The sequence below is a fragment of the Methylovirgula ligni genome (assembly GCF_004135935.1).
GTDB classification, from domain to species: domain Bacteria; phylum Pseudomonadota; class Alphaproteobacteria; order Rhizobiales; family Beijerinckiaceae; genus Methylovirgula; species Methylovirgula ligni.
The window spans coordinates 1,562,186-1,578,826 of the sequence record NZ_CP025086.1; the positions used below are offsets into that span (position 1 = coordinate 1,562,186).

14 protein-coding genes and 1 pseudogene are annotated in these 16,641 nt (G+C 62.9%); 4 read left to right on the forward strand and 11 right to left on the reverse strand.

Translation table 11 applies throughout. The features are described from left to right. The first annotated feature begins 14 nt into the window (after positions 1 to 14). Positions 15 to 1,442 (forward strand): glycosyl hydrolase family 28-related protein, encoded by a 1,428-nt coding sequence (locus CWB41_RS07505; RefSeq protein WP_115834863.1) that lies wholly within the window; start codon positions 15 to 17, stop codon positions 1,440 to 1,442. 18 nt (positions 1,443 to 1,460) lie between these two features. Here the strand turns inward: CWB41_RS07505 and CWB41_RS07510 are convergent, their stop codons facing one another. The 10 genes and pseudogenes from CWB41_RS07510 to CWB41_RS07545 form a co-directional block, all read right to left on the reverse strand. After that, complete coding sequence (locus CWB41_RS07510) at positions 1,461 to 2,669, reverse strand: O-antigen ligase family protein (RefSeq protein WP_115834862.1); 1,209 nt, start codon at positions 2,667 to 2,669, stop codon at positions 1,461 to 1,463. Between the two features lie 28 nt (positions 2,670 to 2,697). Continuing rightward, the gene (locus CWB41_RS07515; protein WP_165204137.1) at positions 2,698 to 3,951 is read right to left on the reverse strand and encodes a glycosyltransferase family 4 protein; all 1,254 of its coding nucleotides are present in this window, start codon (positions 3,949 to 3,951) and stop codon (positions 2,698 to 2,700) included. Further along, the gene (locus tag CWB41_RS16150; RefSeq protein WP_165204140.1) at positions 3,948 to 5,336 is read right to left on the reverse strand and encodes a lipopolysaccharide biosynthesis protein; all 1,389 of its coding nucleotides are present in this window, start codon (positions 5,334 to 5,336) and stop codon (positions 3,948 to 3,950) included. Before CWB41_RS16150 ends, CWB41_RS07515 begins: the two co-directional genes overlap by 4 nt. Positions 5,337 to 5,467: 131 nt before the next feature. Then, positions 5,468 to 6,589 carry a glycosyltransferase gene (locus CWB41_RS07520; RefSeq protein ID WP_129396440.1) on the reverse strand — a complete coding sequence of 374 codons (1,122 nt, stop codon included), beginning with the start codon at positions 6,587 to 6,589 and terminating at the stop codon, positions 5,468 to 5,470. A 3-nt stretch (positions 6,590 to 6,592) separates the two neighbouring features. Beyond that, positions 6,593 to 7,702, reverse strand: coding sequence for a glycosyltransferase (locus CWB41_RS07525; RefSeq protein ID WP_129396441.1), 1,110 nt, complete (start codon positions 7,700 to 7,702; stop codon positions 6,593 to 6,595). 24 nt (positions 7,703 to 7,726) lie between these two features. Next, positions 7,727 to 8,938: a glycosyltransferase family 4 protein gene (locus tag CWB41_RS07530; RefSeq protein WP_115834857.1), complete on the reverse strand. Its 1,212-nt coding sequence runs from the start codon at positions 8,936 to 8,938 to the stop codon at positions 7,727 to 7,729. Between the two features lie 143 nt (positions 8,939 to 9,081). Continuing rightward, entirely contained in the window at positions 9,082 to 9,957 is an 876-nt protein-coding gene (locus tag CWB41_RS07535) for a VOC family protein (protein ID WP_245411108.1), read from the reverse strand. Between the two features lie 351 nt (positions 9,958 to 10,308). After that, positions 10,309 to 10,761 (reverse strand): oxidoreductase C-terminal domain-containing protein, encoded by a 453-nt coding sequence (locus CWB41_RS16495; RefSeq protein WP_342633299.1) that lies wholly within the window; start codon positions 10,759 to 10,761, stop codon positions 10,309 to 10,311. Positions 10,762 to 10,840: 79 nt separating this feature from the next. Then, positions 10,841 to 11,833: pseudogene (locus CWB41_RS07540) on the reverse strand (FAD-dependent oxidoreductase); the annotation flags it as partial. Positions 11,834 to 11,847: 14 nt separating this feature from the next. Continuing rightward, positions 11,848 to 12,726 carry an NAD(P)-dependent oxidoreductase gene (locus CWB41_RS07545; protein ID WP_115835462.1) on the reverse strand — a complete coding sequence of 293 codons (879 nt, stop codon included), beginning with the start codon at positions 12,724 to 12,726 and terminating at the stop codon, positions 11,848 to 11,850. Between the two features lie 210 nt (positions 12,727 to 12,936). On the opposite strand from CWB41_RS07545, the gene CWB41_RS07550 reads away from it, so the two are divergent. From CWB41_RS07550 to CWB41_RS07560, 3 genes are all read left to right on the forward strand, one after another. Next, entirely contained in the window at positions 12,937 to 14,439 is a 1,503-nt protein-coding gene (locus tag CWB41_RS07550; RefSeq protein ID WP_245411107.1) for a pyridoxal phosphate-dependent decarboxylase family protein, read from the forward strand. A 26-nt stretch (positions 14,440 to 14,465) separates the two neighbouring features. Beyond that, positions 14,466 to 15,233, forward strand: a complete 768-nt coding sequence (locus tag CWB41_RS07555) for a lysophospholipid acyltransferase family protein (protein WP_115834855.1) — start codon at positions 14,466 to 14,468, stop codon at positions 15,231 to 15,233. 167 nt (positions 15,234 to 15,400) lie between these two features. Next, positions 15,401 to 15,913, forward strand: a complete 513-nt coding sequence (locus CWB41_RS07560; RefSeq protein ID WP_115834854.1) for a hypothetical protein — start codon at positions 15,401 to 15,403, stop codon at positions 15,911 to 15,913. On the opposite strand, the gene CWB41_RS07565 is transcribed toward CWB41_RS07560, so the two are convergent. Then, positions 15,910 to 16,440, reverse strand: a complete 531-nt coding sequence (locus CWB41_RS07565) for a gamma-glutamylcyclotransferase (RefSeq protein ID WP_115834853.1) — start codon at positions 16,438 to 16,440, stop codon at positions 15,910 to 15,912. The two genes, CWB41_RS07560 and CWB41_RS07565, sit on opposite strands and share 4 nt — an antisense overlap. Positions 16,441 to 16,641 lie beyond the last annotated feature (201 nt).

A 16,641-nucleotide genomic window follows, 5' to 3' on the forward strand; every position in this document is an offset into this window, starting at 1 on the left:
AGTAACGGGTTCATATGCGTATTTTGGATTCAGGTTTCCTGCGGCGGCGCCACCTCCTCAAATTCATTTTTGGTGGGTTTGTCGGTTCGGGCACCCTGGCGTTGACGCAGCGCACGGCCGCCGCGGCGGATAATCCCGATCCGGCTTCCCAGCCGCTGGCCTCGCAAAGCCGCTTTGCGACGCTCTCTGATCTGCGCACTGTCGAAGATCCGCACGATCTTGCCGACGTCGATGTGATCGTCCTCAATCACCACACGGACGACGATCGTGGCGGCGGCACGTTCCGCTGGGCGGCGAATTCGCAGGCTGCCGATGACAACGGTGTTTACATCAAGCCCGACAGCGTCCCGGAGGGCCAGCCCGGCCGTTTCGTCCGCGTGTTCTCGGGCGACATCAATGTGTGCTGGTTTGGCGCCCGCGGCGATGACGAAGTCGATGACAGCGTTGCGTTGCAGGCGGCGATCGATTGGGCCGAGAAGCGCGGCGGCGGCGTGGTGCGCGTTCCGCCCGGCGCCTACATCAGCAACAATGTGCTGCTGAAGAACGGCGTGACGCTTTCCTCGACCGCCGCGGCCTATGGCTATGCGCCGAGCAAGATCCTCGGTTCGTCCTTGCGTTGTACGCATCCCGGCTTCTGCCTCGATACGGACGAGAAGGGCGTGACGGCGGCGGCGGTGACGGGCATCAATTTCCGCGGCGGCGGGCCCAACCTCGCTGCGGGCGGCATCAGGCTGCAGAAGGCGAGCTGGTGCGCGATCAAGGTCGCGCAATTCGACAATTTCGCCGACGAGGCCATTGTCATCACCAGCGGCATGGCCTGCGCCATCGAGGATGTTCTGACGACCAACGTGCTGCTCAACCGGGCCCGGCCGAAGCTCGCCGGCGCGATCACCATCGGCGGCACCGATCATTATCTCAACCGCATCGAAGCGAACACGTCGCTGCACGCCTTGAGCGGCGCGCCGACACAGCGCACGATCGCCGCCTTCCTCATCCGCGACGCCAATCACTTCATCAGCAATTGCGTCGGCGAGATTTCAGATGTCGGCTTCGTCGTCGAAGGGCTCTATCACCGCTTCACCGGCACCCGCGGCGACCGCAATTTCGGCGAAGGCTTCATCATCAATTGCAAGCTGACGACGTTTTCGAGCTGCACGGCGCTCGACAACAATCACGACCCAAAAGCCGAAGCCTCGGGCTTCCTCATCCTCGGCCCGTCGAACACGCTCGCGAGCTGCATCGCCGCCTGCAATCGTCTGCCGTCCCTGCAGCTCTATGGATTTGACGACCACAACCCGATTGGCGACGTCGAACGCGACACGCTCTATGCCGCCTGCCGCAGCTCGAACCATCAGATTGCCGCGCAGCGCAGCGTCACCGCCAAGAACAAGGAATTGACGTTCCAGGACGTCGCGACCCGGACCGGAACGGAATCGCACTGAAACTGATCGGGCTTGGTCCTATTCGGCCGGCCCGGCCGGCGGGCGCGCCTTCACCGGCACCAGCAAGGACTTCAATCCCATGCCCGCCGTATTGGCGTGGGCGAAGAGGACGACATAGAGCAGGAACGGATACGGGTTGATGTTGAAAAACCGGTCGTTGAACATCCAGAAGACCGGGATGCCGAGGAAGCAGAAGAACCACTTCCTGTTGGTGCGATAAAGCTCGTAGAAAAGATAGAAGATCATCCCGTAGATGAGCAGCGACAGGATGCCGAACTCGGACAGGCCGAACAAAAAGAAATTATGGATCTCGACGCCGTAGCGGTCGAAGAAGCCGGCGCCATTACCGATAATCGGGCTCGCCATGAACCAGTGCCAGGCGACATTCCAGAGCTGATCGCGGCCGACGAAGCCAGAGCCGATCCCGCGATATTTGTCGTGCAGGAGAAAAGCCGAATTGAGCAGCGTTCCAGCTTTATCGGAGACGAGCAGCGCCAGCACGCCCGCGCCGGCCAGACCGCCGAGGATGAGAGCGAGACGCTTCTTGTTGCGCCATTCGTCGTAGACGAGCTTCGCGCCGATGGTGATGAGCGCGACAACGAGCGCAGCGCGGCCTTCCATCAGATAGATCGCGTAGAGCGACGGCAGCGTCACGATGAGGAACGGCACCCAGCCCAGCACGCAGGCGGCGAGGACGATCGACATGGCGATGATCTCGGAGCCGAGGTTGGGGTGCGTGTGATGGAAATAGGAATAGCGGCCGAAGGTCGTATCGATGTGCCCCGTCTTCGCGGCGACGAGGTAGATGAGCGTGCTGGCGAACATAACGCCGACGCTGGCGAGCATATATTTCGGGAGATTGTCGCGCCGGATCATCGTGAGCGTGATGAACACATGCGTGACGAAGCCGAAGATTTTGGCGTAATCCGCGAACTGTGAACCGCTGGGCACCGACGAGATAAGTATAATCGACGTCAGGACCAGCGCCGACAGCACGGCGATGCGGCTTATCGAGATGTATTTATAATAGATACAACAGATCAGCAGCTTCACGGCCAGAGTCGCCGCGTGCCAATAGTTGATATAGGGATAGATATTGAAGATGTAGGAAAAAGGGACGAGCGAATCTATCGCACCGAAAATAAGGGCGACAGCGACCGGCGGGTCCAGCACATCGTACCGCTGAGTCTTTTCTTCGGCTGCGGATTCTGGCGACGGCGCGAGCAACTAATCCTCCGGACGCAGGGGCGGGTATTTATCCCTTCGTTCCCAAGATCTTATCGAGATAGGTCAATACCGCTTTCTCATAGGCCGCGATAGTAAAACCTTCGGCAATTGGCGGCGCTGCCTGCTGCCACGATTGCAAAACATCGCGATTATCGATCACGTACATGAGCGCCGCATGAACGGCATCTTCGTCGAGCCGCTCCAGCGCCATGCCGGCGTGCGGAATTGCGTCGAGGTTGGAATTCTTCGATTGTATAACGGCACAGCCGCAGGCAAGCGCCTCGTAGATCGTGATCGGCGATCCCTCGAAATAGGTCGGGAAGACGAGGCAGTCCGACTCGCGCAGATAATCGGCGACGGCGGCGCGCGGCACGGTCGGGATCAAGGTCACAAGATCGGCATATTGGCGGAAGGTCGCGCTCGGCACCTGCAATTGCCCGACGATGGTTAGCGTCGCCGCATTGCGCGGCAAGCGGGCGAAAGCCTTGAGCAGCAGGTGGATCCCTTTGCGCGGGCCGGCCTGGCCCAGGAAGAGAAAGCGCACCGGCCGGTCGGTTGGCCGGAGCGGCGGCGGCCCGGGCTTGAAGAAGACGTCATCGTAGCAATAGGGCAGCACGTCGATCTTGCCGGCGAGATCGGGCCGGGCGCGCGGATCGAGGATCGTATCGCGGCAGAAGTCGCTGCCGACCACGATGCCATCGGCGAGCGTATATTCGCGGTCCTGAAGATCGATGGTGGATTGCGGAACCGCGAAGCGGGGACTTGAGAAGAAGGGCTTATACTCCTCGTAGATCTCCTGCATCATCGCATTGTAGACGCGCGGATCGCCGATGGTCTTGTCGAGGATGCGGACGATGCCGCGCTGCTTGGCGTAGGCGAAAACGTCGGCCGAGGACGTATCGTAACCCCAGACCGCCGCGACCGGCGCGCGCGCGATGAGCCCGCAGACCGATTTCGCGAAGGCCTCGTTGCCGGCTGTGTTGACCTTCGCCGCCAGACGCCGCAGGCCGGCGCGCGAAAGTCCGCGCTCAATCCATTCGTGGAAACCGAACGTCCAGATCAGTTCCGGCGACAGGGACGGATGATAGAAGCGGCCGAATTCCGCGGTGAGCCTTTGGCGCAGTTCGGCCGGGAGATAGGGCAGGGCGCGATAGGGCCAGCGGTCGCCGCGGTAGAAGATCGAGGTGGCGTACCAGCCGAGGCGATCGGTGTCTTGCAGAGCGCGCGCCGTCTGCCAGGAATGCTGCGTTCCGGGGTGAAAGACCCCAACCTTGCGAGTCATATCACATCCGAGATTTGGTCTTGCGAGATCTGGTCTTGCGAAATCTGGTCTTGCAGAATTTGGTCTTGCAAAAGTGACTCTTGCGGTGCGCCGGGGGCGCCGCTTTGCCGGATGATCTGCACATAGGCGAGGCGCATCACGACGATGAACATGAAGCAATCGAGCGCCAGCAGCGCGAGGCCGGCGCCGGTGGCCTGCCGCCATAGCGACAGCGGATAGGTGAGCGCGACGCTGGCGATCGCCGCGGCGAGATAGGTGTAGGAATAACTGGCGTGCCGGTTGGCAGCGAGGATCAGATTCGACACCGGGTGCCACATGCCATTGACCAGCATCACCGCGGTCATGACGATGATGAGATCGAAGGACGGATGCACGGTGCCGTGCGTCCATAGCACGACGATCTTCTGCCCGAAGACGAGGAGAACGAACGCGCCGGGCAGCAGGATCGCCGCATCGGTCGCCAGTGTCGCGAACAGGAAATACCGCTGCAGCCGCGCGTTGCTGCGCGCCACGGCCGTCGAGAATTCCGGCATCAGCGCATGGTTCAGCAAGGTCGTGAACTGCACCCCGGCGCGGATCAGCGTGCGCACCGTGGTGAAGACCGGGACCGTGGCGGCGCCGGTCGCCACGCCGAGTACGACGGGCGTGCCTTGCAGAAAGGCGGCCTGGGCGAAGGGCAGCGCCAGCGCCGCCGCCGCAGGCTTAGCCAGCCGCTTGATCTCATCGAGATTGGCGCCGCGAAAGCCGAGGCGAAGCCACGGCACCTGGAAGGTCAGCATCAGCGTTTGGCCGATGACGCAAACCGTGCGCGTCACGACATAGGCCGTCGCGGCGGCCAGAAGCGAGCCGCCGAGCAGCACAGTGACGATACAGGCGAAACCCTCGGCGAGCTGGGTGACGGATTGGCCCATCACCCCGGTCGCGTAGAGGCCGGAGCAGCGGAAGCCCGCCATCAGCAGGCTGCTCGCCAGGCAGATCAGGCCATAGGCGACGATGAGGACGAGGGTGATGCGGATCGCGCCGGGGCTGACCCCTATGCCGAAGTTCAGCCAATCGTTGGGCAGCAGGGCACAGACGAGAACGGCGATGAGAAAGACGGAGGTCGAGACGAAGGTGATGGCGGCGAACGCGCTGTGATAAGTCACGAGCGTGCCGGCCTTGTCGCCGCGCGCGACCTTCATCGTCATATCGACGCCTGCGGCGGTGGCGAAGCCGAAGTCGCCGAGCGCGAGATAGGACGGGATGGTGAACAGCATCAGCCAGACGCCGTAAAGCTTCAGCCCCCAATGCGTCGCAAGCACCGGGACGAGCGCCAATTGCAAGCCGATGATGACCAGTTGGCTGAAGGCGTTGGCGCCGATGCCGCGGAGTAGGCGGGCGAACATGGGTAACTCAAATCCTCGCCGCCGGAAATCGGGGCGGCTCCGCGAGCTTTATCAACTGTATTATGAACCGTGCCTGACGTGTCCGAAAACCCGCCACACGTTTCGATGCGATGCCATAAAGTCTTGTGAAATCATAGCAATTTCATGACGCCTTCGACGAAGGCGGGGGTATCGGCGCGGGGCAGATATTGGGCGCAGCCGATGGCGAGGCGCTCCCACAGGTCTTCGTCCTCGTGCAGCCACTGCATGAAAAAGGCCAGGCCCGCGGGATTGTCGGGCTCGACGACGAAACCGTTGACGCCGCTGCGGACCAGCGTTTCGAGCGCACCGCAATTGTGCGAGATGATGGTCGGCACGCCCATCGCCTGCGCCTCGATGATCACATTGCCGAACTGTTCCTCGATACTCGGCAGGATGAGCGCGAGCGATTGCGCAAGTTCGTGGGCGATTTCCGGCCGCTGCAGAAAGCCGCGAAGGACGACGAAATCGCCGAGATCGAGGGCGGCGATCTTGGCGCGCAACTCGGTTTCCAGTTCGCCCGAGCCGCAGATATGCAGCGGCCGCGGTGTCGCGACCGCCTTGCGGTAGAGCGCATAGGCGTCGATCAGGACGTTGAGGTTCTTTTTGGGGACCAGACGGGTGACGGCGGTAAAGCGCCGCGCGGCGTGCGGCAGGCCGCCCGGCGCCGGTTCCGCGCCCGCGAGATTGCGGATTTCGCCGACAGACAGCGTGTTATGGCCGTAGGCGATCGGTACCCGGCTGCCGCGCAGGAAGCGGATATATTCCTCCGAGCGGCCGCGGTTGGTCAGAAATCCGGCATAGGGAAGCAGGATCAGCGATTTGAACACTTCCCAGCGGATCTTGCGGTCGTAATCGTCGAATTTCGACAACAGCATGCCGAAGACGCGCTTGTTCATCAGCGCCAGGACCATCGACGTGAGGATGACCGCCGCGTCATTGTAATGGCTGAAGAAAAACGCATCGGCGTGTGAGCGCAGGCAGAACGACAGGGTCCGCCACAGCTTGCGCACAAAGCCGATCGAGCCCGGCCGGGCATCGGGAAAGAGCGTGACGAGGCTGAAATTCTTGGCGTCGGGCGAGACCCACTCATAGGTCGTGCTCTTGCCGGTCCATTGCACGCCGACGACTTCCCATTGGCCGTCGAGCGCACGGGCCAGCGCGCCGCACCTGTCGACATGCATCGGCCCGAAATTTTCCCAGAGGAAGACGACCCTGCGCAGCCGTGTTGGCACGTGTCAGGCGCTCGCCGTCAACCGCCCAACGGATTGGGCGAAGCTTTTCGCATCGGCTTCCTCGGCAAAGGCGGAGGTGCCGGCGGAAAGACGCTCCCAAAGCAATTGGTCGGAGGCAAGCTTGCCGAGGAAGAAGGCGATCCCTTCGACACTGTCGGCCTGGACGGCAAAGCCGTTGACGCCGGAGCGGACGAATTCGTCGCGCGCGCCGCAATTTTCGGAGACGATGACGGGCACGCCCATGGCCAGGGCTTCGATGATCGAGAAGCCGAACTGTTCTTCGGAGCTTGACTGTATCAGCACGAGAGTCGACCCCAGCGCCTGGCTGACGGCGTCGGTCTGCTGGAAGCCCTCGAAGGTGACGAGATCGCTCAGGTTCAGCTCGCGCACATGCTCGCGCAACTCCTGATCGAGTCCGCCATCGCCGAAAATCCGCAACCGGCGCGGGTGGTTGGTCCGCGAGACATACAGCGCGAAGGCGTCGACCGCCACAAACAAATTCTTCTTGGCAACGAGACGCGAAATTATGGTGAAGTGGCGGTCCTGGAAATCGACGCCGCCCGGCGCCGGGGTAACGCCTGCGGCGCGGCGGATACGGTCGACCGAGATCGTGTCGTAATAATTCTCGATCCGGCTGTTTCCAAGACCCAGAAAGCTCAGATATTGGCGGCTGCGCCGCGAGCCGACGATGGCGCCGACATAGGGCCAGATCCAGATCGCCTTCAGTGCCTCGCGCCAGATCGAGCGTGGCCGGTCGTCGAACTTGGAATCGAGCAGCAGATAAACGCGCTTGCCGATCATGCGCATCAGCATGGCCGCGATTTGGACGCTCGGCTCATTATAGTGGCAGAGGAAGACGTGGTGTGCGCCCGAGCTGACGCTGACGCGCACCAGCTCAAAAGCCGTCCGCAGCGCGCCCCTTTGGGTCTTGCCGTCGAGGAGGGTGCGCTTGACGAAATGCTGGCCGGTTTCGGGCTCCCACGAATACGTGGAACTTGCCGGATTGAGTTCGATCCCGAGGATTTCCTGACGCGGCATGGCGCGGGCTACAGCGTCGCAGCGGTCGACATGGGTCGGCCCGAAATTCTCCCAGAAAAACATAATGCAAGTCACGGTACTTCTCGATCTGCCTGCATCTCAGGCTGGCGCCGCGTTTTTTACGCGACCGGCCAAAATCGTCTCGAAACGTCCGGCGATCATGCCGACGTCGAAATTCTCGTCGGCATAACCGCGCGCCTTGACGCCTGCGTTGTGTCGCGCCTCGGGGTCCTTCAGGAACCGCCGGATCGCCGCGACGAAACCTGCTTCATCGTTGGGCGCCACAACGTAGCCGGCGCCGGAGCGCATCAAGATTCGTGCCGCGAGATTGGCCGCGTTGGCTGAGAGCACGATTGCCTTACCGGCACATAGATAGGACAGAACTTTCGAAGGAACAGAGTAGACGGCAGCATCGGGCTCGATCATCGCCAGCATCACATCGCCGGTAGCGAGAACGCCGCTGTAATCACGAAAATCCTGGAAGGGCAGAACCGTCAGATTTGAAAGTCCGCGCGCCTTTGCCGTGTCGCGCACTTCATCGGCATATTTGCCTTCCGACACGACAACGACGGCGACCTCTGGCTCGGCCTTGAAAGCCTCGGCCGTCGCGACAAGCAGCGAGGGATTATGCTTCAGCCCGAGTGTACCCGAATACATCAGCACAAATTTCCGGTTAAGATCGTGCGCGCGACTCCAGGCATTGTCGCGCGGCAGAATGAGAATTTTGTCTTTCGGCGCCCAATTCTCGATAATGAAAATGCGCTCGCGCGACACATTCCAATTAACGAGCGGGGTTATGAAATCTTCAGTAATGGCAATGACGAGATCCGCACGTCGCAAAAGACGCTTTTCCAGTTCTTCGTACCAAACTCCGATGGCGTGACCAACAACTGGAATCTTTTTCTTCAATACGGCTTTTATCGCGTTTGAATAAATGTCCTGAAGCCAAAATACGAAACAAATATTACAAGCGCGGCAGTAATTCTGGATCACGCGCTGCGGATCGAGCGGGTTGTTGCAGCCGATGACGACATCCGGATGCCAGCTTGCGATGCGCGCCGTAACGCGACGCCCATATTCGATCTCCTGCTGCCGGCGCGCAACGAAATCGTATTTCTTGAACGGCACGCCGAGGCTGATGGCTTCGACTTCGAATGTCTTGGGATCGTCCGGCTTCTGCGCGAGGTCGCCCTTCGGGCTTTGAAAATCCCCCAGCGAAAGATGCAGCACATTGTGCCCGCGTTTGGCGAGTTCACGCGCGAGCTCGACCGTAAAGGCATGGCCCGAATAATCGTTGAGCAGAATTCTCATTCGCGCAATGTGCTCCCGCCGCAGGCAGCGCGGCGCCTAAAGACGCCGCAGCCAATATGGAAAATTTGGCCAATTCAAAGCAGCGGCGCCATTGCCGCAAACCCGTGCTGTGCCACGCGCTAAATGAACGTAAGCGAAACGGGTCAGGGCTTTCCGGCGGTATGCACCTCGGCAATATAGCCGCCGGGAAACTCGAAGAAGGCGGTGCGCCGCCCCGCGGCCGCGAAAGGCTCGACTGTGACGAAAACGCCAGCCGCTTCGGCCTTGAGGATCGTCGCGTCCAGATCGGCGACCTCATAGCCGGTCGTCTCGCGGCCCCAGGGGAAGGGAAGCTGGCCGTCGGTCGCCAGGACCAGCGTCTTGCCGAAGGCCGAGTCGATCAGCACGCGCCGAAAGGTATTGAAAGGTTCACCAACCTCGGCACCCGGCGCCTTGCGAATATCCTCGACCACCTTGCCTTGCGAAAAGGCAAGATAGGAGCGGATGAAGGCGTCGGCCTGTTCCGGCGCGACATAGACACGGTTTTCGGGAACGCGCATGAGCGCGGGGGCGTGCGAGGGCTTTGTGTGCCAATAAAGCTGCATGTTGACGCCGCCCGGCCATTGAATGATCGCGTCGCGGCCGATCGCATCCTCGAACGGCGCGACGATGAGGCCGGCGCCGTCGGCCCGCGCGGCGGCGACCGCCGCATCGAAATCGGCGACGAGGAAACCGTTGCGCTCGGCGCCGAACGGGGCGGGGATCGGCGTGACGAAGCCGAAGACGGACAAAACGCCGACCGGCGTGCGCACGAGCTGCGATTTGGTCGTGCTCGGCGTCGGCGTCACATTGGCGATGATCTCTTTTGACGCCATGCCGCCGAAGGTCGCGACGAAACTTTTGACGAAGCGCTCGAATTTTTCCGGCGCGACATAGACGTGGGTCGTATCATATTGCGGCCCGACCGCCAGAGCCGGTGCGGCCTGCGCTCCGCCCGCAAGGCCAGCAAGCATGAGTATCGAAACAAGACCCAAAGTCATTCGCATCTTTTGCATCGTTCCCGTTCGCGCGCCGAGCCGCGCGGGATTTGGCTAGCGAAGATTCAGCGGCTTGTAACCACAAAAAATCTTGCCGGGTTCAACAGCCTTGGGCATGATCGTCATGCGTCGGCTGATCATGACGTGCGATCCTTGTGGCAATGTCGTGAAGATCGCCTCTCGATCACGGCCCGCGCAGAGGTGGCGCCCGCAGGGCGCCCCACGACAGGAGAGTGGCTATGGCGAAGGGTCAATTGCGCAGCAATAAAGAAGCCAAGAAGCCGAAGAAGGAAAAGCCGAAGACGACAGCCGCAGCGCCGTCGGTCAAGGACGTCGGCGCCAAAAAGAAGTAGGCTAGGCCTCGGCGATCAAGGCTTCAAATCCGGCCTCCGCGACGAGGGCATCATGGTCCCGGCCTATCGCCGCGACCGCCAGCTTCCGCCCATTGCTGAAATAGCTCACCTGGCAGCTCTTCGCTGCCAGGTCGCCCTCTATTGTCGTCCGATCCCACTTTTCGGCATGCCCGACATAGCGGATGGAGACGTCGTAGTGCTGGCTCCAGAAGAAGGGCACAAGGTCGTAGCGTCGGCGCTGGCCGAGGATATTGCGCGCCGCGACCTGGCCCTGCTGCTCCGCCACGACCCAATGCTCGACACGGATGGTCTGTCCGCTCAACGGGTCGGGCCAGCGCGCCAGATCGCCGGCCGCGAAAATGCCCGGCGCGCTGGTTTCGAGATATTCGTTGACGGCGATGCCGCGATCGATCTTCAGCCCCGCATCCTGCGCGAGCCCGACCGCGGGCCGCACGCCGACCCCGGCGACGATTAAGATCGGCCGGCAGCGTCACGCCATTGCCGAGCGTCACGCCGCGTTCGTCGATGGCGGTGGCGCTCGTGCCCAGATGGAAGGTCACGCCGTGCGATTCATGCAGGGCGCGGACGAAATCGCCGATCTCCGGGCCGAGGATTTTTTCAAGCGGGCGTGCCTCGGGTCCAACAACATGCACGTCGAGGCCGCGCTCGCGCAGAGAGGCGGCCGCCTCAAGTCCGATGAAACTCGCGCCGATGATGACGGCGCGCTTGGCTTTTTCCGCCGCCGCGATGATCGCCCGGCTGTCGTCGAGCGTGCGCAGATAATGGACGCGCTCGGCGCCGGGAATATTGAGATGCACTGGATCCGCGCCGGTCGCGAGCAGCAGCCCGTCGTAGGAATGCAGAGTGCCGTCTTCGCGCCGAACCGTCTTGGCGGCCGGATCGATGGCGACGATACGGGCATTGAGGACGAGATTGATCCCGTGCTTCTCATAGAATTTGGCGGAGCGCAGCGGAATCCAGGATTCCTCCGCTTGGCCGGCGAGGTAATCCTTCGACAGGTTCGGTCGGTCAACAGGGACCGAGTCATCCGCGCTCAGCAAGGTGACTGGCCCGGCATACCCCTCCCGGCGCAGCATTTCCGCCGCCGCATTGCCGGCCGCGCCGCCGCCAATGATGAGCACGGAGGCCGGTACGTCAGGTCCCTTCAATTCCGGCTTTGGGGGAGGCGTCAGCTTTTCGGTGACATGGATGTTGCCGTCGCGTTCCACGATCTGCCAGGCCGCAACCGGATCGAGCGCCGGGGCACGCAGCGCCTCGCCGGTGCGCAGGCTGAAACAGGCGTGATGCAACGGGCAGCGCACTGTATCGCCGACGATGAGCCCCTCGGCGAGCGGGCCGTTGTAATGCGTGCATGTGGCGCCGAGCGCGAAAATCTCGCCGCCGCTCCTGGTCAGGAGAACCGCGTCGTCGCCGACATGGCCGAGCAGGATTCTGCCCTCGGCGAGCGCGTCGAGCGGCACGCCGCGCGAAAGGTCCGGCCCCTTGTCTGCGGTCGCGTCGCTCATGGCGTTCCTCCTTCTCAGTCGTCGGTCAGCGCCGCGCGGCGGAAGGCGACGCGCGACACTGCGGCCCAATCCTTGTCGCCATCGCCGTGCGCGATCGCATCGACGAAATTGTCGCGCACGACCCCGGCGAAGGGCAGCGGCGCGCCGGCCTTTTCGCTCGCGGCAAGCATCAGCCGCACGTCCTTCAGCCCGAGCGCGAGCTTGAACCCTGCCTCGAACTTCCGCTCCACAATGGCGGCGCTGTAGGTCTTGTAAGCCGGAGCGGCGAACAAAGTTCCGGTGAGGATTTCGGCGATCTTCTCCTGTGGCACATTCTGGCACTCGGCGAAGGCAAAGGCCTCGGACATGGCCTCGATGGCGGAGATGAGGACGAAATTGGCGGCGAGCTTGGCGACATTGCCAAGATGCGGCTCGCTGCCGACGACCCAGGTCGCCTTGCCGATCGCATCGAGCACCGGCTTGACGCGGGCGATGTCATCCGCCGCGCCGGCGGCGAGAATATTGAGTTCGCCCTTGGCGGCGACATCCGGGCGCCCGAGCACTGGCGCGCCGATGTAGGCGACCCCGGCTTCGGCATGCAGCTTTTCCAGTTTTTTGGCGAAATCGACCGAGATCGTCGCGGTGACGAGATGAATGAGGCCGGGACGCGCGATCTCCAGCAGGCCGGGCGCGATGATGACGTCCTCGATCACCTCGTCCGAGGCCAGCATGGTGAGCACGGCATCGGCCTGGAAAGCCTCGGCCGGGGTGGCGACCGGCTGCGCCCCTTCGCCGCGCAATCTCTCGACCGCTGCCTGGGAGCGGTTCCAGACCAGAACGCGATGGCCCGCCGCGATAAGCCGTGACGCCATGGCCGAGCCCATGCCGCCGAGTCCGATAAAACCAATATCCACGGTCAACTCCCTCAGAACAGTCTATAAGCCACCGGGACTTTCGCCGCATTGCGCTGCGAGGCCCCGATGCTTATTTGCGCTCCGGGCGCCTGTTCGGCTAGATCGCGATGCCGCTCGGGGCGGAATTTGTCCGGGCTGAATTTGCTTGAACGGCCTGCTTGTGCTTCAGAAGGCCCGGCCCGCTTGGCCGCGTGCCGGAAGGGGAAAGATTTGACCCGCTCCGCTGATTTTGACGATGCGCTCGATTCCTTCCCGGCGAAGGCCGAGGAAAGCCTCGATCCCAAGGATTGGGAAGCGTTTCGCGCCGAGGCGCATCGCGGCCTCGACATGATGATCGATTATCTGCGCGACGCGCGCCAGCGCAAGGTCTGGCAGCCGGCGCCGGCGGAGGTGCGCGCCGAGTTTCGCACGCCTCTGCCGCAGCAAGGCAAGCCGCTCGGCGAATTGCTCGACACATTCGCAAATTCGATGCTGCCCTATGCCAACGGCAACACCCATCCGCTGTTCATGGGCTGGGTGCATGGCGGCGGCACGCCGGTCGGCATGGTCGCCGAAATGCTCGCCGCCGGACTCAACTCGAATTGCGGCGGCCGCGATCATATCGCTATTGATGTCGAGCGCGAGATTACCCTCTGGCTTGCGGAAGCTCTGGATTTTCCGCGCGATTCCTCCGGCATTTTCGTCACCGGCTCGTCGATGGCCAACATGGTCGCGCTGCTCGTCGCCCGCACCGATGCGCTGGGCGAAAGCGTGCGCAAGGACGGCCTGCGCCAGACGGAACGCCAGCTCGTCGGTTATGCCTCGATCGAGGCGCATGCCTGCATCGAGCGCGCCTTCGAAATGGCGGGGGTCGGCGCGGCTTTTCTGCGCCGCCTGCCGGTCGATGCCAAACGGCAGATGGATGTTGCGGCCCTGCGCGCCGCCATCACCGAGGATCGTGCCGCCGGGTTCGAGCCTTTCCTCGTCGTCGGTTCCGCCGGGACGGTGAATACGGGCGCGATCGACGATCTGGCCGCGCTGGCCGATCTCTGCGCGGCGGAGGATTTGTGGTTCCATGTCGATGGCGCCTTCGGCGCGCTTTGCGTCCTCTCGCCCGAATTGAAGCCGCTGGTGAACGGCCTTGAACGCGCCGATTCCGTCGCGCTCGATTTCCACAAATGGCTGCAAGTGCCCTATGACGCGGGTTTCTTCATCTGCCGGCATCCCGAGCTGCACCGCCAGACCTTCATGAGCACGGCGGCCTATCTGGCGCGCGCGCCGCGCGGGCTCGCGGCGGCCGACATCTGGCCGTGCGATCTGGGCCCCGACCTCTCGCGTGGCTTCCGCGCGCTCAAGACCTGGTTCACCTTCCAGACCTTCGGCGCCGTGCGGCTCGGCGCGACGCTGGCGCAGACCTGCCATGTAGCGCGCCATCTCGAAGCCTTGATCCGCCGCTCGTCGATTTTCGAACTCAGCGCGGAAGTAAAACTCAACATCGTCTGCTTCAGCGTCAAGGGCGATGCGACCGGCGAGATCAACCGCGAGATCGTCATGGACCTGCATGAATCCGGTGTCGCGGCGCCCTCGACGACCCGGCTTGGCGGCCGGCCGGTGATCCGCGCCGCCATCGTCAATCATCGGACGCAGACGAAGGATATGGAGACTTTCGTTGCGGCGGCCGAAGCCTGCGCGGTGCGCATCCTCGCCCGGCGCGCCGCGCCTGTCGCGCCTTAACGCGGGACGGAAAGGCGGGGCGAGCCATGCGATTGCTGCGGTCGGCGCTGTTCAATCTCGGCTTTTATCTTCTCGTCGTCGTGCTGATGATCGCCGCGTTGCCGGCCCTGGCGCGCGGCGGCGACGCGATAGAATGGCACGCCCGGCGCTGGGCGCGTCTGTCGCTCGCGCTGCTGGAGCGCACCTGCGGCACCAAAGTCGAGTTTCGCGGGCTTGAGAATTTGCCCCCCGGCGCCGCCCTTGTCGCCGCCAAGCACCAGTCGACGCTCGACGTGCTGGCTCTGGTCCTGGTGGTCGAGCATTTCTCCTTCGTCTACAAGCATGAGCTCGATTTGCTGCCGCTCTTCGGCAACTATCTGCGCGCCTGCGGCCAGATTTCCATCGACCGGAAGAAGCGCGCCGGCGTCCTGACGCAGATCGTCGCCGCCGGGGACCGGGCCTTCGCCGCCGGACGCCGGCTGGTGATCTTCCCGGAAGGCACGCGCCGTCCCGTTGGCGCCCCGCCGCTCTATAAGGCGGGTGTGGCGCGAATCGTCGAGGCGACAGGCGCGACCTGCGTTCCGGCGGCGCTCAATTCTGGCTTGTTCTGGCCGCGACGCCAATTCATCCGCCGTCCCGGCACGATGGTGCTGGAATTCCTGCCGCCGCTCACGGCGGGGGCTGACAAGAGCGTCTTCATGCAGACGCTGCAGACGCGGATTGAGGCCGCCAGCGACCGGCTCATCGCCGAAGCGCTGAGCAAGGACGCTTCGCTCGTTGCGCCGCTCGCGACCTCCGGGCTATCGCGAAGCTGACGGCGGCAGCCTCAGTTGCGACCGCAAAGCTTGACCCTCGGGAACACGTGTTCTAACTTTGTTCTCACGAATCACTCTGTGGGGGTGAAAGGCTTCGGGCTATGACGATGGCGAAGGAATCGCGGACAGACTTGCCACAGACAGACTTGCGACGGACAGACTTGCGCATGACCGGCTTTGGCGGCTGCGCCGGCTCGGCGCGTGCGGTGTCGTTGCTGTTCCTGCTGCGGCGCTGGCGCGAGCGCAATGCCCGCACCGTCGCAGCACCCCGGCTCAAACCCGCCGATGCGCCCAGCAACACCGCTCTGGCGAGTCTGGCGGGCGGTGATCTCGAGGAACGTTTCCACGCCTGGCGCGGCCGCTCGGGCCGGCGCTATATCTGTTCGGTCTTTCCGGTCGATCAGCGGGCGGCCGATGCCGGCTTGCCGGAATTTGCCGAGGCGATCGTGATCGCCGTGGGGCAGGACATCGGCGGCGAGCGCCGTGTGGTTGCCTTTCTGCAATGCGAGTACGGCGCCAATGCTCTTGCGCGGCAGGCTTTTGTCGCGGCGGCGGTGAAGGCCGGGGCGCAGCAATGGCATGTCCATCTGCTCACCGCCGATCCGCAGAAGCGGCGTGCCGCGATCGAGGATATCGAGGCACTCTGCCGCCCGGCGGTGCCGGTGCTCGCGCCGGTCTAATCCACTGCGGCGGGAGAAAACTGTTCCGCGAGCCAATCCAGCATCGCATCGGCAATACCGAGCTCGGTGAGATGGGCTTGCGTGGCGCGGACATAATCCGGATTGGCACCGGAGATGCCCTGGCCTTGCGTCACAAGGCGCGCAACATCCTCGCGCGCAAGCCGCCCGGCATATTGGATATGGCCGCGATCGACCGCATAGGAGAGGGCGGTCACATGCCGGCCGTCATCAAGCTGCGCATTAAGATGAAGCTCGCGATAGACCGAGGTGACTTGCTCGCGGGCGCGCAGATAGGCGATCGTCGCGTCGCGATCCTTGGCGGCGACACGGAAGGCCATGCCGCAGCAGGAGCCGCCACGATCGAGGCCGAGCACGAGGCCCGGCCGCTCGGGCGTGCCGCGGTGGACATGCGAATAGACGCAGAGCGCGCGATGATAGCCGCGCACCCGCGCCACTCTGCTTTCGCGATAATCAAAGCCCGGCCGCCACATCAGCGAGCCGTAGCCGAACACCCAAAGATCTTCCATCGTCAGTGAAATATAGGCGATATGCGCGCGCTTTAATGGCGGTACGGCGGATGGGGACGCAAAAAAACGAACGCCGGCTTTTCGAGCCAATCCAGTTCTAAATCATTAGAATCGATCAGGTTCATAATTTTACATCGATTCGACTCAAAATCATCGTCGCCCAAGGAGCAACAAAATTCCTCCGGATTTATGCTTTTGATC